This is a genomic window from Pelovirga sp. (assembly GCF_059864205.1).
The window spans coordinates 1-20,902 of sequence record NZ_JCBCBS010000043.1 but is presented as its reverse complement, the minus strand read 5'-3'; the positions used below and the strand labels follow the sequence as shown (position 1 = coordinate 20,902).

Sequence of the window (20,902 nt, the reverse complement as noted above, 5' to 3'; positions counted from 1 at the left end):
GTGGCGCTCTTTGAATACAATGCTCTCGATGCCAATGGCAAAACCAGGCGCGGCGTTGTTGAGGCCTTGAGCGCCAATGCCGCCAGTCGCAAGCTGCGCGAACAGGGGTTGTTCCCAACCAAACTCAAGGGGGTCCGTGAGGTTACTGCCGGCGATGCCCGTAGAAGTTTGTTTCGGCGTGTGACGGTCCTTGATCTTGGTGTCGCCACCCGTCAGTTGTCGGTTATGCTCAGCGCCGGCATGCCCCTGGCCGATGCCATGGCTGCGGTGGCCGAACAGCAGGGGCGAGGAGAACTGGGTTCGGTGCTGTCGCGGGTGCGCGATGATGTGCTCCAGGGTGGCTCGTTGCATCATGCTCTCGGGGCCCATCCCCAGATTTTTCGGCCGTTGTATGTCAGTATGGTCCAGGTCGGGGAGGCGAGCGGCACCCTTGACAAGGTGCTGATGCAACTGGCCGACTTTATGGATGAGCAGTCGCGTTTTAATTCGCAGCTCAAGGCGGCCATGACCTATCCGATCCTGATGTTTCTGGTTGGTACCGGGGTGCTGGTTTTTTTGATGACTTTTGTGGTGCCGAAAATCACCCGCATGCTCGAAGATCTGGAACAGGTGCTCCCCCTACCAACGCGGCTGCTGATGGGGTTTACCGAATTTTTAACCGGCTACTGGTGGATGCTGCTCCTTGGTATCGCGTTGATTGTCTTGGTTGGCCACCGTTATTCCCTGACCAACCGAGGGCGCCTGTGGTTTGGTCGTAAAAAATTTGATTTGCCACTAATCGGTTCTCTGGCGCTGCATAAGGCCACTGCCCGGTTTGCGCGGACAACGGCCACATTATTGCAAAGCGGCGTTCCTTTGCTGACGACACTGCAGATTGTCGAGCGTTTGCTGGGGAACAACTTTTTACAGCAGGCGGTGGCCGAGGTGCGCGTAAAGGTGACCGAAGGGGCCGGCCTGGCGACACCGTTGCGGGAGACCGGAGCGTTTCCGCCGATGCTGGCACAAATGGCAGCAGTCGGGGAACGCAGTGGCGAGCTGGAAGGGCTGCTGTTTCGCGTCGCCGATATCTACGAACATCAGGTTCAGACCAAGCTGAACGGTCTGATGGCATTACTTGAACCCTTGATGATTATTTTTATGGGAAGTGTTGTCGGTTTTATCGTCCTGGCCGTGTTGTTGCCGATTTTTCAGGCCAGCCAGGGAATGGGTTAATAAGGAGAGAAAAATGAAAGATTACCGGCACAGTCAGCGGGGTTTTACCCTGATTGAAATTATGGTCGTAGTGGTTATCCTCGGCATCCTCGCGGCCATTGTTGTACCACGTTTGCTGGACGAACCGGAGCGGGCACGACGCACATCGGCGGCAACCCAGATTCGCAGTTTTGAAGAAGCGTTGGGAATGTTCCGCCTCGATAACGGTTTTTACCCATCGACGGAACAGGGACTGCAAGCCCTGGTGAATCAGCCGACCATCGGCCGTATTCCGACCCGCTATAAGGACGGTGGCTATATCCGCCGGATTCCCAATGATCCCTGGGGCAATCCTTACGTGTACCTGGCTCCCGGCGTTCACGGCGATTATGACCTGCTCTCTTATGGAGCCGATGGGCAACCAGGCGGAGAGGGCGACAATGCCGACATTGCGAACTGGAATCTCGAGTAGGCACCAGGGCTTTACCCTGGTCGAGCTGATCGTCGTCATTGTTATTCTGGCGCTGATCGGGATGATCAGTGTCCCGCTGTTGTTTAATCGTCTCGGCAGCGATGAGCGCACTACCCTGCGCCGCATTGTTGGTACGGTAAAGGAGCTGTATAACGAAGCGACCTTGACCAGGGACGAACATCAGCTGGAGTTTGATCTGGATCGCCATACCATCAAAGCCTTTCGGTTGCGCAGCGTTGCTGCTGATCGGGTGGAAAAGGAGCCCTTTCGCCACGAGATCGTTTTAGCACCTTTAACCTTGCAGCAGATTGAGGTGGAGGGGCAGGGGAGTTTCCGTTCCGGTCAGGTCACTGTGCGGATTTTTCCGTTAGGCTGGATGGAGCAGACCCGTTTGCATGTACGTCACGCCGACGGTAGTGATATACAGGTGATTTTTTCGCCTTTGACGGGAACGACACGGATTGAAGAAGCACAGAACACAATGCGTTGACGGATTTACCCTGCTTGAGGTGATGATCGCCCTGGCGATTGTGGCCATTGCCCTGGTCACCCTGCTTGGTCTGTCAAATCGAACCGTTCTGGTACATGAGCGGATTCAGAAGCTGACTCGGGCAACCTTGTTGGCACAACAGTTGATGGCCGAGCAGGAAGTTCAGCTCGCCGGTGTCGGCGTTGTTGATGAAGAGCGGGAAGGGGTTTTTGAGGAACCCTTTGCCGATTTCAGCTGGCGGATTTTCTACGAACATACCATGATCCCCCAGGTGCGACAGATCCATGTCCAGGTCAATTGGGGGCGCGCACAACATAACGAACAGGTTGAGTTGATCTCCTTTGTCGCTGCCGGGGGACGCTGACGATGCGGAGCTCTGGCGGTTTTACCCTCATCGAGGTGATGCTTGCGGTTTTGATCGGCGGGTTGTTGCTCAGCAGTATTTACGGCGTCTTCGGTGCCGTTAGTGCGGCGCGAGATCGTCTCGAGGATGAGGGAATTCTCTACCATCAGGCGCGGATTTTTTTCGACCGGGTCGGTGGTGAGCTCAGCAGCATGCGGATGACCGCATTGGGCGATCGGTCGGTACTTGAGGGTGGAACTACTGTTCAGGGTACGGTTTATCTTGAGTTCAATACCGAACTGGTGTCTCCACTGCAACGTCAACGGGGCGGATTGTCGCGGGTGCGTTACGAATTGCGCCAGGAGGAGGGGAGTCTTACTCTTTATCGCAGCGAGGAAATGCTGCTGGCTAATCTGGCTGCTTCCGAACCCCTGGTCTTCATCTCCGGATTGAAGACCTTCGGCATCCGTTATTATGCGGCGGGTCAATGGCACACCAGTTGGACAAGCAACCAGCCACCGCAGATGGTTGAATTCCAGTTTGAGGTTGATTCCGCCCACGATGGTTCAGCCCCTTTTCGCAGCAGCTTCGTGCTGACCGGAGGGCGCGGATGAGTCCGTTGATAAATGAAAAAGGAATGGCCCTGCTCATTGTCCTGGCCGTCGTGGCACTGCTCAGTTCACTGTTGATTGAGTTTTCTTTTTCGACGCTGGTGGATTTGCGTTCGGTCGAAACCTTTCGTGATCGCTCGAAGGCCTACTATATTGCCCGGGGCGGGGTTGAAGCGGCGCGCATTATTCTGCAGGAAGATCGTAATCAGTTCGATCATCCGTCCGAGTTTTGGGGGGAACTTCTTGCCGGCATCCCGGTGGGTGAGGGTGATGTCAGCCTCAAGATTGAGGACTTGAGCGGGCGGCTGAATATTAATTTTGTTGGTGACGCGCGCGGCAATCCATTACCCGGTTATCATCGCTTCGTCGCCCTGTGTGAAGAGGTTCTGCAGGTCGATTCGGTGGCAGCGCGCGCTCTGGCTGATGCCTTGGTGAACTGGTTTCATGCTGATCTGGCGGTGATGACGGCAGACGATGCCTATTACAACCGCCAAACGCCACCCTATAGTCGCCGTGGTGCCAAGTTGACGGCTCTTGATGAGCTTCATCTGGTACGCGGCTTCGATGAGGAGGTGCTCACCGCCCTGCGCCCCTTTATCCGGGTTGTTGGCGCTGAGCCGATCAATGTCAATACGGCACCGGTGGAAGTGTTGCTGGCCTGGCAGCACTCGGCAGCAGCGGGTAATGTGGCGATTATTTTTGACCGGCCGGACATGGATGTACTGGTCCAATACCGTGAAACTACAGCTTTTAAAGAGCTGGCAGATCTGGCACTGGTTGAAGGAATAGGCCCGCGCTGGTCAACGGCCTGGAGCCAGGGGTCGGTAACCGTTCAGGGCGCGGTTTATCAGATTGAAAGTCTGGGGCGGGTTAATCAGGGCAGTCGGCGCGCTCAGGCCGTTGTCGCTAAACAGGGAAATATCCTGCTGAGTTTGAAGATGGAATAGACTATGTCAAAACGCTTTATCGGTATTGATCTGGAGGGGGTTGAAGTGCGGGTTGCCCTGCTGCAGATGACTGCGGGTAAGATCAAGATAGATCTTGAACGGCGTGCATACAGCTCACCTGAAGAATCCCGGGCGGCACTCGCGGAGATTCTTGCCGGCAAGACCGCCCTGACCGATCGGGTGGTTACCGCCCTGCCGGCACGGGTTGGTCTGTTTCGGCGCCTGCGCTTCCCTTTCCGTGAAAAACGTAAGATAGAAGCAGCATTGCCTCTGGCTTTGTCGGCGCAGTTGCCGGTTTCATTGGAAGAAAAGCTGGTTTCCTACCTGCCGCCGCGTCCCGGTGATAACGATTATGAAGTGGATGCGGTGGTTGTCAATAAACTGGAAATTACCGATCTCCTCGATCATTTTCCCGATCCTGAGCAAAATCCCGGGCGTGTAGATATGTTTCCCTTTGCTCTGTTGCCGGCGTTGGCAGAGCAGGATGGGGTGCTGATTTACTGTCGTCGGGTTGAGGTGGTTGTTGCCCTGATTGTCGGTGGCAGGTTGGAAGATTATCGTCTGCTACCCGGCACAACTGAGCTGGCTGATGAAGAGCTTTATGACTTTATCAGCCAGCAGGTCAGTCAGCTTGAATATGCCCTGGAGCAGGAAGAACTTCCACTTTGGATTATGGGCGCCGGTGTAACTGATCAATTATATCAGTATCTTCAAGCCTCCGGACGGGAGATTCTGGCACCAGCAGCTGAGGTATTCGGAACCGACCTGCCGCGAGAAATGGCTCCAGCCGCGCTCCTGGCGCTGGCAGAGCTGCGCAGCAAAAAAAGCGGCCAGCTTAACTTTCGCCAGGGCGAATTTGCCGCCCGCGGGCAACTGCAGATGTTGCGGCCGAAGTTGATCGTTGCGGCGGTGTTGCTGATCCTGGTAATGCTTGGCGGAGCGCTAACCATGCATTTGAGTTATCTGCAGAGATCAGCTGAAGAGGCGGAACTGGCGGCGCAACTCAATCGCATCTTCAGGCAGGTGGTGCCTTCCGGCGCCATTGTTGATATTCCCTTGCAGATGGAGAGTCTACGCCAGCAATTGCTCACCGATGTGCAGATGCTTGGACTCGATGGCCGAGGTGCCGTTGCGGTGTTGCGCGAATTGTCTGATGCGATCAACGCTGATTTACGCATTGAGCTGCAGGACTTCAATTACAGTGCCGACGAAACACGGATTGCCGGATCAGCTGAATCTTTTGATGCGGTCAATCAGATTGCTGAAGTATTGGGTGCCCGACCCTTGTTTCGTGAGGTGACTATTACCAATGCACGACTGGCAACAGACAATGTTCGTGTTGATTTTGAAATGCGCCTGGCTATCGCAACAGGGAGGCCGTGATGATCGTCAGACTCGACGAACGTGAACGCATCATCGTCCTGGCAGGGATGGTTATTCTGGCTGTCATCCTGATCTGGTTGGTGCTGCTTAATCCCTACATGAATGCCATGCAGAGCCTTGATCGGCGCATTGACGGGCAGCGACGCAATCTTGAGCGGGTGGCAATCCTGGGCCAGGAAATAGACCAGTTGCGCCAACAACTGGCGGGCATCGAGTCGCAGCAGCGCTCTGGCCGTCCCCTTTTTTCCCAGGTTGAAAATCTGACCAAACAGATGGGGGTGCGCGAACAGTTGCTCTCCATGCGTCCGCAACCTGATGTGGTACAGGGTGGTTTTCGCCAGCAGACGGTGGAGATTCGTCTTGAACGGGTCACTTTAAGTCAACTGGTTGGCTTTCTGCATGCGGCAGAACACCGCAGCCACGGAATCCAGGTACGTTCCTTGCGGGTGCGCCCACGTTTTGATGATCGTTCGCGGCTGGATGTCAATCTGGTGCTGATGTCTCTGGAGCGGGCATGAAAAATACTCTTGGCAACTTGTTATCAGGGCGCGGGCCGAACAGTAGCTTAAGGCTGTTTGGTATCTGTCTGGTGCTGTTCTGTGTTAGCAGCTTTTTCTCCTTCTGGGTGTTTTTTCCGGCAGAGGTGCTGCAGCAGCGACTGGTGCAGCAAATATCCCGGGAAACCGGACTGCGCCTGCATGGCGAGCAGGCGACGATGCTGATGCCGTTGGGCATCAAATTTGACTTGACTATCTACCCGGATCAGCCCGGGATGATCCCGCTGGTAGTTGATGATTTGCGCCTGACTCCGCTGTGGACATCGCTGCTGACACTGAATCAGGCGGTTCACTTGAAAGGCTTTATAGCTCAAGGTGATGTCAGTGCCCGCGTGTGGCGTAACGGTAACGTTAATCTCAGTTTGCAGGATCTGAGCCTGCTCGATCTACAGGAGTCGGATCTGTCCTACCGTCTCGGTGGCGCGCTCAACTTGCGCTTGATCGGGGAAGAACTATTATCACCGGGGGCGCAGGGTGGAGGACGTTTTAATGCCGACATCCGCGATGCCCTGGTGCTTGGTCTTGAGCGGATTGGTCTGCCGGCCGATGTTTCCCTGGGGCAGCTGCAGATCAATGGGCATTTCAGTGAGTCGCGGGTGAGTGTTGAACAGTTGGTAGCTAGCGGTGGGGTTCTTGAGCTGAGTGGAGGCGGCACCCTGCTCATTGGCGCAACGCCGGAACAGACACGAATCAATCTCAATGTGCGCTTGCATCCGACGCGTCAGACACCGGAGAATATTCGTGATCTGCTGATGCTGACCGGCATACGTCCCGGCGCCGATGGCAGCTACACCCTGCAAATTGGCGGCACGGTAGCGCGCCCGTTGATGCGTTGACGGTTTTCATGGTCAGCGCGGATTTTTGACAAAACGGTAACCGCGCCCGCGCACGGTTTTAAAGTAGCGCGGATTGGCCGGGTCGGTTTCAAAATATTTACGCAAGCGCACCACAAAGTTGTCCAGCGTCCGGGTTTCGGTTGTTGGCGAAAAACCCCACACCTGCTTGAGCAGTTCCGCCCGCGTCAACACCTTTCCCTCGTTGTTAATAAACAAGCGCAGCATTTTCAGCTCCAGCTCGGTCAGATCGATTGTTCCTTGCCCTGTTGTTGCCTGGTGCGTATCCAGGTCGATGAGGTTGTCACCAAAGGAATAGCGGGGCAACTGCTTTTCTGCCGGCGGCCATTGCCCACGACGCAACAGACTGGCAACCCGCAGCAGAAATTCTTTGAGATTGAACGGCTTGGTCAAGTAATCATCGGCACCGGTGCTCAGACCGGCAATGCGGTCCTGCTGCGAATCGCGCGCTGTCAGCATCAAGATTGGTATTGTATTCCCATCTTCACGTAACTGATCACATACCTTCAGCCCGTCCATTCCCGGCAATGTCAGGTCGAGAATCACCAGGGCATAGGGTGTGTGCTGCAGGATCTTGAGTGCTTCCTCTCCGGTCGTTACATGGGTCACCAGATACCCTTCAGCTTCGAGGTTGTAGATCAGTCCATGGGCCAGATGGGGTTCATCTTCGACGAGGAGCACAGGGATAGAATCGGTCATTCCGGTTGCCTTGTGCAGATAAGGGGGAATAGCAGATGAAAGGTGCTCCCCTGTTGTTGTGCCGAGGTGTCCAGCCAGATGCGGCCATTATGCAGTTTGACGATATTATAAACAATGAAAAGCCCAAGACCGCTGCCGTGAATGCTTTTCCCCGGATAGCGAATTCGATAAAACATCTTGAAAACCTTCTTGCGCAACGGATGTGGGATTCCATAGCCGGAATCACTGAAAATCAGATGAGCCATGCTGGCGTTACGTCTCATTTCAACGCGAATGCGTGCCGGCCCTTCGCTATAGAGAACAGCATTTTCAATCAGGTTGCGCAATACGGTTTCCAGGGCATCGGCATCAAAGCGGGCAACCAGCCCCGGTTCAATTGTCCAGTCAATATCGGTGCCGGCGGGAAGCAGCGAGCGTTTACTGCGCAGATAGGTTTCGATCATGCTTGATAGGTTGCCGCGCTGAAGGTTGAGCAGTGAATCCTTGTGCTGGATACTGTTGGCGTTAAGCAGGTTGTTGACCATGCCTTCGAGCCGGATGCAGTCTTTTTTCATCAACGTGACAAACTGGTTGAGCTGGTCATGGGTGGGGGGGCGCATCTGGATCGTATCGAGGTGAAGTTGCAGCGATGCCAGGGGTGATTTGAGTTCGTGAGTCACCTGACTGATAAAGCGTTGTTGCGCCTTGTAAAGGGCGCTCTGCTTGCGCCAGTAGATAAAAATAACATAAATACCAACCAGAATAGCGACCAGCAGCGCAATCCCTTCGGCCAGAATCAGCCAGTCGGTCTTTTGCGATAACCACTCGGCCTGAAACTCGGCAGCCAGTTCTTTTAGTTGACGATGCCGTCCGAGAAACCAGTAGATCCAGAAAACCAGCACCATGATCCAGAGAATCTGAATACCGATGAAGGTGAAAAGTGGATGAAACAAGCGGCGAAACAGCTTCATGGAATTATCCGAACCTTTGTCCTGTTACACAATGACGACCTATCCATCAGTTTTTACACAAGTATTACATTTATTGCGAGGTGTTTGCGATACTATCCTCAGCGCGGGTCGATAAGGATCTATACTAGCACAGGGAGTAACAAACTCTATGGTTAAAGGATTGACTATCGGTAAACACAGCGTACCATATCCCCTGATACAGGGCGGCATGGGAGTGCGGGTATCCGGTTATCGTTTGGCCGGTCATGTTGCCCTGAATGGCGGCATTGGCGTCATCGCAACTCCCGGCCTGGCCTTGGGGAGTGACACGGCGACCGGTGAAAACTATTTTGCCGATGATCGCCAGGCGTTGCTCGACGAACTGCGCAAGGCCTACGAGATAGCTCCCAATGGTGTTATCGGGGTTAATTGTATGGTGGCGGTGAGCAACTATGATGATGCGGTCAGGGCGTCGTGTGAAGGGGGGGCGAAGCTGATCATCAGTGGTGCTGGTTTGCCCTTGAGTCTGCCCGGGTTGACCGTTGATTATCCCGATGTGGCGCTGGTTCCTATCGTTTCCTCATTGAAGGCAGCGCAGCTGATCGCACGCAAATGGCACAAAGGTTACGGACGATTGCCCGATGCTGTTGTGGTGGAAGATCCCGATACCGCCGGGGGTCATCTGGGCGAAAAACCGGAAAAAATCGGCTCGGGCGAGTACGACCAGTATGCCACGGTGCGTGCCGTCAAGGAGTACTTCAGCAGCGAGTGGAATCTGCATATCCCGATTATTGCTGCCGGGGGTGTCTGGGATCGTGAAGATCTCGAACATGCTCTTGCTGAAGGGGCGGATGCCGTGCAGATGGCTTCGCGCTTTGTTGTCACGCAAGAGTGTGACGCCGATGATGCCTTTAAGCAGGCTTATCTTGACTGCACCCCTTCCGATATTGGCCTGATGATGAGCCCCGCCGGCCTGCCGGGACGTGCCCTGATCGGCAATGTCGCGGCGATTCGGCAGCGCGATCTGGATGAAGATCTTCACTGTCCGGTGGGCTGTCTGAAAAAATGTGCCTACCGTGATCATCAGGAACGTTTCTGTATTGTCCAGGCCCTGGATCGGGCACAAAAAGGGGATCGCGAAACGGGGTTGATATTCTGCGGTACCAACGCCTGGAAAGCTGATCGCATTTCAACGGTGAAAGAAGTTTTTGCCGAACTGTTTCCACCGAACCAGACGGATTGACTTTCCCCGCAGTGAGTTTCACCACTCCCTTGCCGAGTTCAATGCGAAATGATCTGTACGGATCTGCACGAGAATGATTGAACTGGAAGACATTCGGTAGTAAAGTCATGCGTCCGAATCAACTTCAAGGAGACGATATGGCAAAACACAAAGAATATATTCCCAAATGGATTGCCTGGGAGAGCACCCAACGCTGCAATTTAAGTTGCGTTCATTGTCGCTGTTCCTCCGAATTAACATCCTCAGCTGGTGACTTTACTACCCAGGAAGCGTTCAAGCTGATTGATGATATTTGTGAGGTGAGTAAGCCGGTGATGGTGTTGTCCGGTGGTGAGCCGCTGATGCGTGACGATATCTTCGAGATCGCCCGCTACGGCACATCCAAAGGCTTACGCATGTGCATGGCGACCAATGGCACCCTGATTACCGATGCGGTGTGTGCTGAGATGAAGAGTGCCGATATCAAGATGGTCTCTCTTTCGCTGGACGGTTCGACGGTGGCAATTCACGATAACTTCCGTAGCTCTCCCGGCGCCTTCGCAGGCGTTGTGCGCGGAGCAGAAACCTTAAAGCGTAACGGCATCCCTTTTCTGATCAATTCTTCCTTTACCAAGCGCAACCAACATGATATCGCTGCCACCTTCCGGGTGGCCAAGGAGCTGGGAGCAACCGCCTGGTATATGTTCATGATTGTGCCGACCGGGCGCGGCGAAGAGATTATGAGCGAGCTGATTTCCCCGGAAGACTACGAGGAAATCCTCACCTGGCACTATGAGCAGGAGAAGAACGAGGAAGATATTTTGATGCGGCCGACCTGTGCGCCGCACTACTATCGCATTGTTCCACAAAAAGCCAAGGAAGAGGGGATCGACTTCAAACGCCGGAGCCTGACCTTTTCGACCGGAGGCGGGAAGGGGTGTATCGCTGCCCAGTCAATCTGCCTGATCGATTGCTTCGGCAACCTCAAGCCCTGCTCCTATTTCCATTCGTCCGTCGGCAATGTCAAGCAGATTCCCTTCAAGGAGCTGTGGTTCAACTCCAAGGTTTTTAACGATCTGCGTGATTCCAGTAAATACACCGGCAAGTGCGGCGAGTGTGAATATGTCAATGTCTGTGGCGGTTGCCGCGCCCGCGCCGATGCTGTCTACGGTGATTATATGGCCGAAGAACCCTTCTGCAATTACATCCCGCCAAAAACCCGCAAACGGCTGGCGGAAGAAGCAAACACGAGTGAAATAAAGACGTAGTGGCGGGTCGTGTGCCCGCCCGGTGTTTTCTGCTCGGGTCTCGACAAGAGGGGCCCTTACTACAAAAACTTCAATATTCAGCTAGCGAAATTATAAGGAGAACGCTCTATGACCAGCGACTACAATTTTATCAAAGCCTGCCGGCGTCAGCCGGTTGACCGGGTACCGGTCTGGCTGATGCGCCAGGCCGGGCGTTATTTATCCCAGTACAAGGAAGTGCGCGCGCAAGGGGGTGGTACTTTCCTTGATTTGTGTAAAGATCCGGCGCGGGCAGCGGAAGTAACGATCCAACCAATTGATATTCTTAACGCTGATGCCGCCATTCTCTTTTCCGACATCCTGACACCGCTGGAGCCAATGGGGCTGGAGCTTGATTTTGTGCCGGGCCCGGTGTTTGCCAATCCGGTGCGTACCAAAGCAGATGTCGATGCCCTGGTGGTGCCGGAGGATATGGCCACGGCGGTCTCCTATGTGCCTGAGATCATCAAGCGTTTGCGCGCTGCTTTTGCAGGGCGCGTTCCCCTCATCGGTTTTGGTGGTGCCCCTTTTACCCTGGCATGCTACATGGTTGAAGGACAGGGAAGTAAAGATTTCGCCAGCCTCAAGCAGATGATGTACAGCGACTTTCCCCTCTATGACGAGCTGATGAAAAAGGTTACGGAGATGGATCGCCGCTATCTGAATATGCAGATTGCCGCCGGTGCCCAGGCGATACAGATTTTTGATACCTGGGGTGGCCTTCTGGCTCCCCATGATTTTGAGCGTTACAATCTGCCCTACGTGAAGAATTTGATTGACGGACTTGATCGTAAGGACATTCCGATTATCTACTTCGTCAAAAACGGCGGTACCATGCTCGAACTGGTCAAGGCTGCCGGTAGTGATGTCATCGGCCTTGACTGGCATGTTAACCTTGATAAGGCTCGGGCGATCCTCGGTGACGACGTGGCGGTGCAGGGCAATCTTGATCCAACCGTACTCTATGCACCGAAAGATTATATCGAGCAAGAAGTCCAGCGGATTTTGAATGAAAATGCTGGTCGCCCCGGTTTTATCTTTAACCTGGGTCACGGTATTCTGCCGACGGTACCAGCGGAGAACGCGATTCATCTGGTCGAGTGTGTGCATCGGTTGAGTCAGAAATAGATCATTGGAGATTCGAATGTCTGTGGAATCGAAACATGCCCTGATCCTGCTCAACATGGGCGGCCCCGATTCTCTGGAGGCGGTGCGGCCGTTTCTCTACAATTTGTTCTCCGATCGTGAACTGATCCAGTTGCCTGCCGGTGCTGTACTGCAGAAGCCTTTTGCGCGGCTGATTTCCTACTTTCGGGCGAAAAAAGTGGTGGAAAACTACCGCGCCATCGGCGGCAAATCACCATTGCTCGAGTGGACGCAGAAACAGGCCAGGGGAATTGCCGAAAGGCTGGGAGAAGAGGTTGTCCCTTACGTGGTGATGCGTTACTGGCACCCCTTCGCTACAGAGGTCCTTGCGCAGCTCAAAGCTGAGGGTGTCACCCGCGCTACCGTGCTTTCCATGTATCCTCACTATACCGGTGCCACCACCGGTAGCAGCGTTAACGATTTCAAGCGTACCGTTGCCCAAATATATCCGGAGCTGGAATATCGGGTCATTGAACAGTGGCACGACTGGCCGTTGTATCTTGATTCCCTGGCCAATCGCGTACGCGAGGGGCTGGAGACCTTTCACGAGCTGATGCGTGACGATGTGCAGATTCTTTTTTCCGCCCACGCCCTGCCGCAGAAATTTATTGATCGTGGTGATCCCTACCAGCAACAGGTGGAGGAAACGGCAAAGGGAGTGATGGAGCGGGTCGGCAATTACGCCTGGTCCATCGCCTACCAGAGCCGCAGCGGCCCGGTTAAATGGATGGAGCCGGGCACCGAGGAGGAAATCACCCGTATTGCTGCCGCCGGTCATCAGTCCCTGTTGATGGTGCCCATTTCTTTTGTCTCCGACCATATCGAAACCCTCGAAGAGATCGACATGGAGTACCGTGAACTGGCGGTCAGCGCCGGTGTCGTCAACTTCTGCCGTGCTCCTTCCCTGAATGACAATGATGATTTCCTCGATGCCATGGCCGCATTGGTTCAGTCTAGCCGCGCATGAAACAGCAACAATGCCTTTTGTGCAATCACCTGTTTGATCCCGATCAGCCCTTGACTGAGCCGGCCGAAATCGCCGGGCTGCACCTGGCAAGGCAGGAGTATGGTGATGCCGGCAGGGTTTGTCCTGTTTGCCTTGCCGGTCGTGGCCGTCTGGCGATGATGTACCGCAGCGATTGTTTTAACTGATGCCGGCCTTTAAGTGTTTCATTAACACTTGTCCTTCACTTGTCTTATCGCCACAGCCAACCAATTAAAAATCAACAGCTATTTGATTTTTCAACGATATTCCATTATAGTGCATGGTTTACAGGCCGCGCCTCGCCAGGGTGTTTCGCCTGATCCCGCATGAAAATCGTTGAGGATGCTGCCCCGCGTGGTATTTCCGAAGATTTTCATCCCAAATAAGAGTAGCGCCTGGTTTGTGTCGTTCGATCAAACCGGGTCGCGGGTTGCTCTACCTCTTTATAAAAAAACAAAGTAACTATTCAGCACTATCCTTGCGCAGGGTCAGGGGTCCTGTGGCAAGGGTGTTTGTCGCCATGGACGGCGACAACAAGCGGTCAGGGATGACCCAACAGGAAACAATCGCGTCTCTTGACATAGGATCCGAAGATCCGGTGCTGAACAGATACAAAACAAATAAGTTAGTTCCTGCCGCTGCAGGCGATTTCTTTTCGGGGTCTGTTGTGCCCGCAAAAAAATTCCGTCAGAAATTTCTGTTTCGTCAGGAATTGTTACGGACGTCCCCTTTTTTCAAGGAAAACGTCCTGTAGACATTGCATTCCCATGACAGGAGCACAGATGGATCAGGACATCAAAATCAGTGTTAAAAATCTTTACAAGGTCTTTGGCGCTAACATCAAGCAGGCGATGAAAATGCTTGATGAAGGGCACGAGAAGGAACACATCCACGAAAAAACAGGGGCAACAGTTGGTGTCCAGTCTGCCGGCTTTGACATTCGTACCGGAGAGATATTTGTCATCATGGGGTTGTCCGGTTCCGGCAAGTCGACCATGGTGCGCATGCTGAACCGCCTGATTGAACCGACTTCCGGCCAGGTTCTTATTGACGGCGAGGATATCACCGCCATGAGTGACGATCAGCTGGTCACGATGCGGCGTAAGAAAATGAGCATGGTCTTCCAGTCATTTGCCCTGATGCCGCATCTGACGGTATTGCAGAATGCCGCATTTGGTCTGGAGCTGGACGGCGCGAATAAAAAAGCACGTGAAGAGCGCGCCCTCGAAGCCCTTGACCAGGTAGGCCTGGCCCCCTATGCCCAATCATTTCCCAAGGAACTATCAGGCGGTATGCAGCAGCGTGTCGGCCTGGCACGGGGATTGGCAGTTGATCCTGACATTCTATTGATGGATGAGGCCTTCTCTGCCCTTGATCCATTGATTCGTACGGAAATGCAGGATGAATTGCTTAAGCTCCAGGCAAAGGTCAAAAGAACCGTGGTTTTTATCTCCCATGATCTTGACGAGGCGATGCGGATCGGTGACCGGATTGCCATCATGGAAGGTGGGCGCGTCGTGCAGGTCGGCACCCCGGAAGAAATACTGCAGAACCCTGCCGATGACTATGTCCGGGCCTTCTTTCGCGGCGTTGACCCTACCAATATCCTCACTGCCGGTGATATCGCCACCGATAGTCAGGTGACCATTATCGCTACCGATGGCAAAAACCCCCGCGCTGCCTTGCAGCGTCTGATCAAAAATGACCGGGAATACGGTTACGTTATCGATAGTGAACGTAAATATCTCGGGCTGGTGTCGGCCGATGGATTGCGTGACCTGATTGATCAATCTGATCGCGAACCCCGACTGACAGATGCCTATATCAAGGAGGTTGTCCCAGCGCCGGCTACCGCCTCAATGCAGGATATTCTTCCGGAAGTTGCTGCCCATCCGTCAGCTTTGCCGATTATCGATGAGAACGGCAAGTATCTGGGGGCCATTTCCAAAAACCTGTTTTTGAAAACCCTGCACCGTAATCAACCGGAAGAAACGGCGGATACGGATCAGGCAGCAATAGAAGGGGTTTAACCGATGAAATTTTTTACTTTTGAAGAACAGTTGATTCCTCTTGATAGCTGGATCCAGACTTTTGTCACCTGGCTGGTCATGAATTATCGCGATTTTTTCCAGGGAATCAAGATCCCGATCGAGCTGAGTCTGCAAGGACTTGAATGGTTTTTTACCACCTTGCCCCCGGTGGTCATTATCCTCCTGTTCACCGTTGCTGCCTGGCGTTTTGGCGGTAAACGGGTGGCACTTTTCACGGTATTGTCCTTTTTCCTGGTGGGCTATCTGGGCTTGTGGCGTGACACCATGATTACTATTTCGATGGTGATCAGCTCGGTGTTTTTCTGCGCCCTGATCGGAATTCCATTGGGGATCATGTCGGGTCGCAGTGATCGCTTCCAGACATTTTTACGCCCCTGTCTCGACGCCATGCAGACAGTCCCGTCCTTTGTCTATTTGGTGCCGGTGGTTATGCTGTTCAGTATCGGCACCGTTTCCGGAATTCTGGCGACGATTGTTTTTGCCTTGCCGCCGATCGTGCGACTGACCAGTCTCGGCATTCGTCAGGTGCACCCCGAGCTGATCGAAGCGGCACTGGCTTTTGGCGCTACGTCCGGTCAGGTGCTGCGCAAGGTCCAGGTCCCCCTGGCGATGCCATCGATTATGGCCGGTTTGAATCAGACCCTGATGATGGCCTTGTCGATGGTGGTTATCGCCGCCTTGATCGGTGCCGGTGGTCTCGGCAACCCGGTTGTGCAGGGGTTGAATTCATTACAAATTGGTCTGGCATCCATTGGCGGTTTGGCTATCGTGCTGCTGGCGATGGTGCTGGATCGAATTACCCAGGGGATGGCTAATAGATGATCCCCGTTAAATCACATCAAAAAGGAGAAAAGAATGAAGAAATTATTGTTGTTTTTGCTGATGGTGCTGCTTGCAGCGCCGGTTTTTGCCGGAGGGCACAAGCCGGGGCAGGGAGTCACGGTTAAACCCTCCCGGGCAACCTGGGATACCGGTTATTTTCAAGAGGCTCTGGTGCGCGCCGGGCTGACGGAATTGGGTTATAATGTCAGGCAACCGACGGAATTAACCAATCCGCTATTTTATCAGTCGGTGTTCCTCGGGGATGTCGATTACTGGACTAACGGCTGGTTCCCCAACCATGTCGGTCAGATGCCGGCCGGATGGGAGCGTAATGTCGAAATTGTCGGTTACGTAGCCAAGGCTGGTGGCCTGCAGGGTTACCTGGTGTCCAAGAAGCACGTAGAGCAATTCAACATTAAGTCCCTGGATGATTTCAAGCGCCCTGAAGTAAAGAAAGCCTTTGATGACAATGGTGACGGCAAGGCTGATCTGACGGCCTGTCCTCCCGGCTGGGGATGTGAACAGGTCATTACTCACCACTTTGACGTATACGATCTGGACGATCATATCAATCCGATCAAGGCCGGTTACTCTGCCAGCATGGCAGATGTTCTGGCCCGCTACCAGGCCGGCAAGCCGGTTTTCTTTTATACCTGGGCTCCCAACTGGACCATTTTCAAGTTGAAGCCGGGTGTCGATGTCATGTGGATCAACGTTCCGGAAATTATTCCTCGTGAAGTCCAGATGACAGGCGTCGATCGCATGACCGTCAGTGGTGTTGAAGGAGCCGTGACCGATCCGCTAAAAGCCGGTTTTGTCGTCAGTGATATTCAGGTTGTTGCCAATAAGAAATTCCTTGAGAAAAATCCGGCTGCCAAAAGGTTTTTCGAGGTGTTCAATTTGCCGCTGATCGACATCAACGAGCAGAATACCAAAATGAATGAAGGCGAGAACAGTCAGCGTGATGTTGAGCGTCACGCCCAGGAGTGGATCGAAAAGAATCGCTCACAGTGGGACGGGTGGCTGGCCGAAGCACGTAACGCCGCCAAGTAGCGACAGCTAGACCACCACCAGGCCGGCACATATTAGCCGGTCTGGTGGTGGTAAAAAATTTCGTAGCTGTTCAACCCCCGATCCTGGGGTGAGGACGACAGGTGAATGGTTGCGTGTGGAGAAATTTTGTTTTATGTTTGTTATTCGAACATCTTGATATTCAAGCAGTTGAATGACAGCCGCTTTGTTGAGGTACTGGAATCATAAATGATTGATACCCCGGTGATTTTCTGGTTCCGTCAGGATTTGCGTCTGGCTGATAATCCGGGTCTGACAGCAGCCGCTCAGCAGGGTGCTGTCATACCGGTCTATATTCTTGACGACGAAGAATCAGGTCATTGGCGCATGGGTAGTGCCAGTCGTTGGTGGGCACACCGTTCGTTGCACCAGCTTGAACAGCAGTTACAGGGGCGCCTGCTTTTTTTTTCCGGGAAGGCCGAGGACATCCTGCAGCGGTTGACCAGGGCGGTCGGCGCAGAAAAGGTTTTCTGGAATCGCTGCTATGAACCCTGGCGGATTGCACGCGATCGGCGGATCAAGGAGACCCTGAACCAAGCGGGCATTGGCGTTCAGAGTTTTAATGCATCCTTATTATGGGAACCCTGGGAAGTGCTCAAAGGGGACGCTACTCCCTACAAGGTCTTTACCCCTTACTACCGTAAAGGCTGTCTCGGTCGCACTGTTCCGAGAGCACCTCTCGAGCAGGCACCGGCGCTGCATTTTTATTCCGCAACAAATATATCAGGCGGCTGCCCTCTTGCTGCGTTGGCATTGTTGCCTTCTCAGCCTTGGCATAAAAAACTGGAGCAACACTGGCAACCAGGGGAAAAAGGAGCGCACCAGCGGCTCAATGACTTTATCGCCGGCGGACTCGACGGTTATCGTCAGGGGCGTGACTTTCCAGCGTTGGAGCAGACTTCAAGGTTATCGCCCCATCTGCACTTTGGTGAAATTTCCCCCCATCAGATCCGTCAGGCTCTATTGACGGCGGCAGCCACGGAAAATATTCCGGAGGCTGATCTGGACCATTTTTTCAGTGAACTGGCATGGCGTGAATTTTCCTATTATCAGCTTTACCATAACCCGCACCTGCCGGAATCGCCGTTGCGTGCCGAGTTCCAGCGCTTTCCCTGGCTTAAGGATGAAGGGGGTTTACGCTCCTGGCAGGGTGGGCTGACCGGTTATCCGCTGGTCGACGCGGGGATGCGCGAGCTGTGGCAGACCGGTTTTATGCACAACCGGGTACGGATGGTGGTGGGTTCTTTTCTGGTGAAAAACCTGATGCTCCCCTGGCAGCAGGGGGAAAGCTGGTTCTGGGACTGTCTGGTGGATGCCGACCTGGCCAACAATGCGGCGAGCTGGCAATGGGTTGCCGGTTGCGGTGCCGATGCCGCCCCCTATTTCCGCATTTTTAATCCGGTAACCCAGGGGCAAAAGTTTGATTCGCACGGCGACTATGTCCGGCGCTATATTCCGGAGATTGCCGCACTGCCTGACAAATACCTGCATGCCCCCTGGACTGCCCCCATCGCGCTGCTGGAACAGGCGAATATTGTACTGGGGCGGGATTATCCGCTGCCGCTAGTCGACCTGAAAGCGTCACGGCAGCGGGCGCTGGACGCTTATCAGCAGATGCGCCACAGTGGTTAATATGTACCTGTAAAAACCAACCTCACACGAAGCCACGAAGATCACAGAGAAAATCTGAGGAAGTTTTTTTACTGATCAACCCTCTTTGTGCCTTCGTGACTTTGTGTGAGCAAAGTGCATCTATCTAATATTTCTGGAATTGCCTATCTTCAGACAGCTGTTGCAGTTGCCGGACGATCATTTCATAAAGACGAGCACTGGTTTTTCCCAGAATGTCGGCATCCTGTTTTTGCAGAGCATGAAAAAGCTGGCTGCAGACCTTGCGATCGTCATTGCTCCAGTTGCTGGTAAAGCCTTTTTTGTCGTCATCCTGCTCTCTAAGCAGGACGGCCTGGTCGTAGTCGCGGCGCCCATGGGCCCAGTTGATGACATGAGAGGTGAACAGCAGACAGCGATCCAGCAGAATGAACAGCAGCTGGATGTTGCGCGCCGGACCAACCTGGATCGATTCGCCTCCAACCTTGAAGCCAAGTAACTCAAAACCGTCAATCAGATCCTTCCCCTTAAACAGGGTGCCGGCGGCACCGAGAAATCCTCCCAATGCTGAAAACACCCCGAAGCTGACGCCGGCGGCGGCCAAGTCGATACCGGCACCGATAGTCGCGCCACTGATGGCGCCGGCGAGAACCAGCTGTTTGTTGGTCAATCCCAGAAATTCCCAGGTTTTGTCGCTGAACAGGTCCTCCTGGAGGATCGAATGCGGAGGCAACTCAAGATCAAAGATGTTGTGTTTATAAAGGGTGCGGATGGCCTTGCGGGTCTGTTGCTCTTTGCGACTGACGTAGTCCCGATAATCTTGTGTCAGTTTCTTTTTGATCGAGGTTTCATCGTCCTTTGTACCGCAGGTTGCCGTGGTACGGTAATCAAGGACATCACGCAGCAGTTCAACAATCAGCTCGGCGCTACGCTGATTGCGTGCTTGCCAGTCCCTTTGAAAGGTGGTGATGACTTTTTTCAGCAGCGGTTCCAGTTGCTGATCGATGGCTTTGAGACTTTCCAACAGCTCAATCCGCTGGACGTAGTTGGCGCGACATGAATTAAAAACCCGGATGGCATTGAAGTGCTTGCGAAACTCGGCATGCCAACTGTCAAGATAGCTGCTGTCCTCTCCCTTGCTGTTGATCACCGCCAAACGTGGCGCCCCGGTCAGGCGCAGAATCTCCATCTCCGCTTTATCCATGTTGCGCAACGGCCGTGAACCGTCAACCACAAAAATGACCCCGGCTCCAGCTGCCACCGGGGCCAGCAGAGCGCAGTCATCATGAAATTCGGGGTTTTCACGATGCGCATCAATAAAGGTTGGCAGCAGTTGGTCGGTCGGCCCCTGATAGGACTGCATCCAGGTCAGGGTCTGGCGCGGGTTCTGAAAACCCGGCGTATCGACAAAGCGGATAAGCTCCTGCCCATCAATGATCACCGGAAAACTTTGAATGTCGGTGGTTTCACCGGGAACAGGACTGATCCTGACCGAATCATCTTCGGCCAGGGTGGATAGAACGGAGGATTTTCCCTCGTTAGGGTGGCCGATAACGGCGAATATGGGAATAGCGGTTGTCATCAGTTACGCACCAGGGGGAAAACATCCAGATAGGGATCTGCCAGGGCTTTAGTGGTCTTCAGCCAGATAGTCAGGTCCTGTGATTGAACCGGGGTCAATGGTTTGTCCGCAGCCGGCTTGCCGATCAACGCGATCGAAAGGGGCGATGAACTGCCAATAATCCAGCGCAGGTGCCTGAGCAGGGTGGTGATCTCACGGATCGGTGGTTGCCAGGCTTCCTGCAATACAACAATGCCGGCGAGGTCGTGTGCTTTTAGTGTGTTGCTGACCTGATCGAGAAAAGCCCCGGAAGATTCCATGATGGCACCGTGACGGAGCGGTATCAGCGGGCTGTTTTTGTCAAGTTCAGCCAGATGGGGAGCCAGAAGATCAACAGGACAAAGGTCCCACAACTCGTCAGGGATGATCAGCAGATGCCCGCTACCGGTCAGTGCTGTCTGTCGCAGCCCTGGCGCCGGAGTCGGCTGTTGGCGCGCCGCCGGCGGAGGGATCTGCTGCTGCGCTTCTGTTTGTACCAGCGGCGTCAGCATGCGCCGGCGCAACTGGCGGAAGGCGGCGCTGTCGCAGGGAAGCTGTTTCAGTCCGGCGCGCAGCCGGTAACTCCCCCAACCCAGCAGCAACAAGCGCGGCAGTAGCCCGTAAATCAGTACGCC

General features: G+C 54.0%; 22 protein-coding genes. 18 read left to right on the top strand and 4 right to left on the bottom strand.

Annotated features, from left to right (window positions below; all coding sequences use genetic code 11):
* Genes AC6F7T_RS02350 through gspN form a run of 9 tightly spaced genes read left to right on the top strand, consistent with a single transcriptional unit; the run spans position 1 to position 6,830 of the window.
* Positions 1–1,212: a type II secretion system F family protein gene (locus AC6F7T_RS02350; protein WP_500716360.1), complete on the top strand. Its 1,212-nt coding sequence runs from the start codon at positions 1–3 to the stop codon at positions 1,210–1,212.
* A 13-nt stretch (positions 1,213–1,225) separates the two neighbouring features.
* Entirely contained in the window at positions 1,226–1,663 is a 438-nt protein-coding gene (gene gspG, locus AC6F7T_RS02345) for a type II secretion system major pseudopilin GspG (protein WP_500716359.1), read from the top strand.
* Positions 1,632–2,153 carry a prepilin-type N-terminal cleavage/methylation domain-containing protein gene (locus AC6F7T_RS02340; protein ID WP_500716358.1) on the top strand — a complete coding sequence of 174 codons (522 nt, stop codon included), beginning with the start codon at positions 1,632–1,634 and terminating at the stop codon, positions 2,151–2,153. Before gspG ends, AC6F7T_RS02340 begins: the two co-directional genes overlap by 32 nt.
* A complete protein-coding gene (locus AC6F7T_RS02335) occupies positions 2,125–2,517 on the top strand; it encodes a prepilin-type N-terminal cleavage/methylation domain-containing protein (protein ID WP_500716357.1) in 393 nt (130 codons plus the stop codon). Before AC6F7T_RS02340 ends, AC6F7T_RS02335 begins: the two co-directional genes overlap by 29 nt.
* A gap of 2 nt (positions 2,518–2,519) precedes the next feature.
* Entirely contained in the window at positions 2,520–3,110 is a 591-nt protein-coding gene (locus AC6F7T_RS02330; protein ID WP_500716356.1) for a type II secretion system protein GspJ, read from the top strand.
* A complete protein-coding gene (gspK, locus tag AC6F7T_RS02325; protein WP_500716355.1) occupies positions 3,107–4,054 on the top strand; it encodes a type II secretion system minor pseudopilin GspK in 948 nt (315 codons plus the stop codon). The genes AC6F7T_RS02330 and gspK overlap by 4 nt, the downstream gene beginning before the upstream one ends.
* Before the next feature lie 3 nt (positions 4,055–4,057).
* Positions 4,058–5,437, top strand: a complete 1,380-nt coding sequence (gene gspL / locus AC6F7T_RS02320) for a type II secretion system protein GspL (RefSeq protein WP_500716354.1) — start codon at positions 4,058–4,060, stop codon at positions 5,435–5,437.
* Complete coding sequence (locus tag AC6F7T_RS02315; RefSeq protein WP_500716353.1) at positions 5,437–5,955, top strand: type II secretion system protein M; 519 nt, start codon at positions 5,437–5,439, stop codon at positions 5,953–5,955. Before gspL ends, AC6F7T_RS02315 begins: the two co-directional genes overlap by 1 nt.
* Positions 5,952–6,830 carry a type II secretion system protein GspN gene (gspN, locus tag AC6F7T_RS02310; RefSeq protein ID WP_500716352.1) on the top strand — a complete coding sequence of 293 codons (879 nt, stop codon included), beginning with the start codon at positions 5,952–5,954 and terminating at the stop codon, positions 6,828–6,830. Before AC6F7T_RS02315 ends, gspN begins: the two co-directional genes overlap by 4 nt.
* A gap of 12 nt (positions 6,831–6,842) precedes the next feature.
* Here the strand turns inward: gspN and AC6F7T_RS02305 are convergent, their stop codons facing one another.
* Positions 6,843–7,547, bottom strand: a complete 705-nt coding sequence (locus AC6F7T_RS02305) for a response regulator (RefSeq protein WP_500716351.1) — start codon at positions 7,545–7,547, stop codon at positions 6,843–6,845.
* Positions 7,544–8,497 (bottom strand): ATP-binding protein, encoded by a 954-nt coding sequence (locus AC6F7T_RS02300; RefSeq protein WP_500716350.1) that lies wholly within the window; start codon positions 8,495–8,497, stop codon positions 7,544–7,546. The genes AC6F7T_RS02305 and AC6F7T_RS02300 overlap by 4 nt, the downstream gene beginning before the upstream one ends.
* Positions 8,498–8,645: 148 nt before the next feature.
* Here AC6F7T_RS02300 and AC6F7T_RS02295 point away from each other — a divergent pair, with 148 nt between their 5' ends.
* The 9 genes from AC6F7T_RS02295 (at position 8,646) to AC6F7T_RS02255 (ending at position 18,691) form a co-directional block, all read left to right on the top strand.
* Positions 8,646–9,719, top strand: coding sequence for a nitronate monooxygenase (locus AC6F7T_RS02295; protein ID WP_500716349.1), 1,074 nt, complete (start codon positions 8,646–8,648; stop codon positions 9,717–9,719).
* 137 nt (positions 9,720–9,856) lie between these two features.
* On the top strand, positions 9,857–10,966 hold the full coding sequence (locus tag AC6F7T_RS02290) for a radical SAM protein (protein WP_500716348.1): 1,110 nt from the start codon (positions 9,857–9,859) through the stop codon (positions 10,964–10,966).
* A 108-nt stretch (positions 10,967–11,074) separates the two neighbouring features.
* Positions 11,075–12,112, top strand: a complete 1,038-nt coding sequence (hemE, locus tag AC6F7T_RS02285) for a uroporphyrinogen decarboxylase (RefSeq protein WP_500716347.1) — start codon at positions 11,075–11,077, stop codon at positions 12,110–12,112.
* 22 nt (positions 12,113–12,134) lie between these two features.
* On the top strand, positions 12,135–13,097 hold the full coding sequence (hemH, locus tag AC6F7T_RS02280) for a ferrochelatase (RefSeq protein WP_500716366.1): 963 nt from the start codon (positions 12,135–12,137) through the stop codon (positions 13,095–13,097).
* Positions 13,094–13,282 carry a hypothetical protein gene (locus tag AC6F7T_RS02275; protein ID WP_500716346.1) on the top strand — a complete coding sequence of 63 codons (189 nt, stop codon included), beginning with the start codon at positions 13,094–13,096 and terminating at the stop codon, positions 13,280–13,282. Before hemH ends, AC6F7T_RS02275 begins: the two co-directional genes overlap by 4 nt.
* Before the next feature lie 615 nt (positions 13,283–13,897).
* Complete coding sequence (gene proV / locus AC6F7T_RS02270) at positions 13,898–15,145, top strand: glycine betaine/L-proline ABC transporter ATP-binding protein ProV (protein WP_500716345.1); 1,248 nt, start codon at positions 13,898–13,900, stop codon at positions 15,143–15,145.
* Positions 15,146–15,148: 3 nt separating this feature from the next.
* The gene (locus AC6F7T_RS02265) at positions 15,149–15,988 is read left to right on the top strand and encodes an ABC transporter permease subunit (RefSeq protein ID WP_500716344.1); all 840 of its coding nucleotides are present in this window, start codon (positions 15,149–15,151) and stop codon (positions 15,986–15,988) included.
* A 33-nt stretch (positions 15,989–16,021) separates the two neighbouring features.
* Positions 16,022–17,041, top strand: coding sequence for a glycine betaine/L-proline ABC transporter substrate-binding protein ProX (gene proX / locus AC6F7T_RS02260; RefSeq protein ID WP_500716343.1), 1,020 nt, complete (start codon positions 16,022–16,024; stop codon positions 17,039–17,041).
* Positions 17,042–17,248: 207 nt separating this feature from the next.
* Positions 17,249–18,691, top strand: a complete 1,443-nt coding sequence (locus AC6F7T_RS02255) for an FAD-binding domain-containing protein (protein WP_500716342.1) — start codon at positions 17,249–17,251, stop codon at positions 18,689–18,691.
* Positions 18,692–18,815: 124 nt separating this feature from the next.
* On the opposite strand, the gene AC6F7T_RS02250 is transcribed toward AC6F7T_RS02255, so the two are convergent.
* Both AC6F7T_RS02250 and AC6F7T_RS02245 read right to left on the bottom strand, forming a co-directional pair.
* A complete protein-coding gene (locus AC6F7T_RS02250; RefSeq protein WP_500716341.1) occupies positions 18,816–20,249 on the bottom strand; it encodes a DUF3482 domain-containing protein in 1,434 nt (477 codons plus the stop codon).
* Positions 20,249–20,902, bottom strand: a 654-nt coding sequence (locus AC6F7T_RS02245; protein ID WP_500716340.1) for a DUF2868 domain-containing protein, incomplete at its 5' end; no start/stop codon positions are given. The genes AC6F7T_RS02250 and AC6F7T_RS02245, both read right to left, overlap by 1 nt.

Coding starts and splice junctions, on each gene's coding strand:
- gspG (WP_500716359.1), top strand. CDS start 1,226: ATGAAAGATTACCGGCACAGTCAGCGGGGTTTTACCCTGATTGAAATT.
- AC6F7T_RS02340 (WP_500716358.1), top strand. CDS start 1,632: ATGCCGACATTGCGAACTGGAATCTCGAGTAGGCACCAGGGCTTTACC.
- AC6F7T_RS02330 (WP_500716356.1), top strand. CDS start 2,520: ATGCGGAGCTCTGGCGGTTTTACCCTCATCGAGGTGATGCTTGCGGTT.
- gspK (WP_500716355.1), top strand. CDS start 3,107: ATGAGTCCGTTGATAAATGAAAAAGGAATGGCCCTGCTCATTGTCCTG.
- gspL (WP_500716354.1), top strand. CDS start 4,058: ATGTCAAAACGCTTTATCGGTATTGATCTGGAGGGGGTTGAAGTGCGG.
- AC6F7T_RS02315 (WP_500716353.1), top strand. CDS start 5,437: ATGATCGTCAGACTCGACGAACGTGAACGCATCATCGTCCTGGCAGGG.
- gspN (WP_500716352.1), top strand. CDS start 5,952: ATGAAAAATACTCTTGGCAACTTGTTATCAGGGCGCGGGCCGAACAGT.
- AC6F7T_RS02305 (WP_500716351.1), bottom strand. CDS start 7,547: ATGACCGATTCTATCCCTGTGCTCCTCGTCGAAGATGAACCCCATCTG.
- AC6F7T_RS02300 (WP_500716350.1), bottom strand. CDS start 8,497: ATGAAGCTGTTTCGCCGCTTGTTTCATCCACTTTTCACCTTCATCGGT.
- AC6F7T_RS02295 (WP_500716349.1), top strand. CDS start 8,646: ATGGTTAAAGGATTGACTATCGGTAAACACAGCGTACCATATCCCCTG.
- AC6F7T_RS02290 (WP_500716348.1), top strand. CDS start 9,857: ATGGCAAAACACAAAGAATATATTCCCAAATGGATTGCCTGGGAGAGC.
- hemE (WP_500716347.1), top strand. CDS start 11,075: ATGACCAGCGACTACAATTTTATCAAAGCCTGCCGGCGTCAGCCGGTT.
- AC6F7T_RS02275 (WP_500716346.1), top strand. CDS start 13,094: ATGAAACAGCAACAATGCCTTTTGTGCAATCACCTGTTTGATCCCGAT.
- proV (WP_500716345.1), top strand. CDS start 13,898: ATGGATCAGGACATCAAAATCAGTGTTAAAAATCTTTACAAGGTCTTT.
- AC6F7T_RS02265 (WP_500716344.1), top strand. CDS start 15,149: ATGAAATTTTTTACTTTTGAAGAACAGTTGATTCCTCTTGATAGCTGG.
- proX (WP_500716343.1), top strand. CDS start 16,022: ATGAAGAAATTATTGTTGTTTTTGCTGATGGTGCTGCTTGCAGCGCCG.
- AC6F7T_RS02255 (WP_500716342.1), top strand. CDS start 17,249: ATGATTGATACCCCGGTGATTTTCTGGTTCCGTCAGGATTTGCGTCTG.
- AC6F7T_RS02250 (WP_500716341.1), bottom strand. CDS start 20,249: ATGACAACCGCTATTCCCATATTCGCCGTTATCGGCCACCCTAACGAG.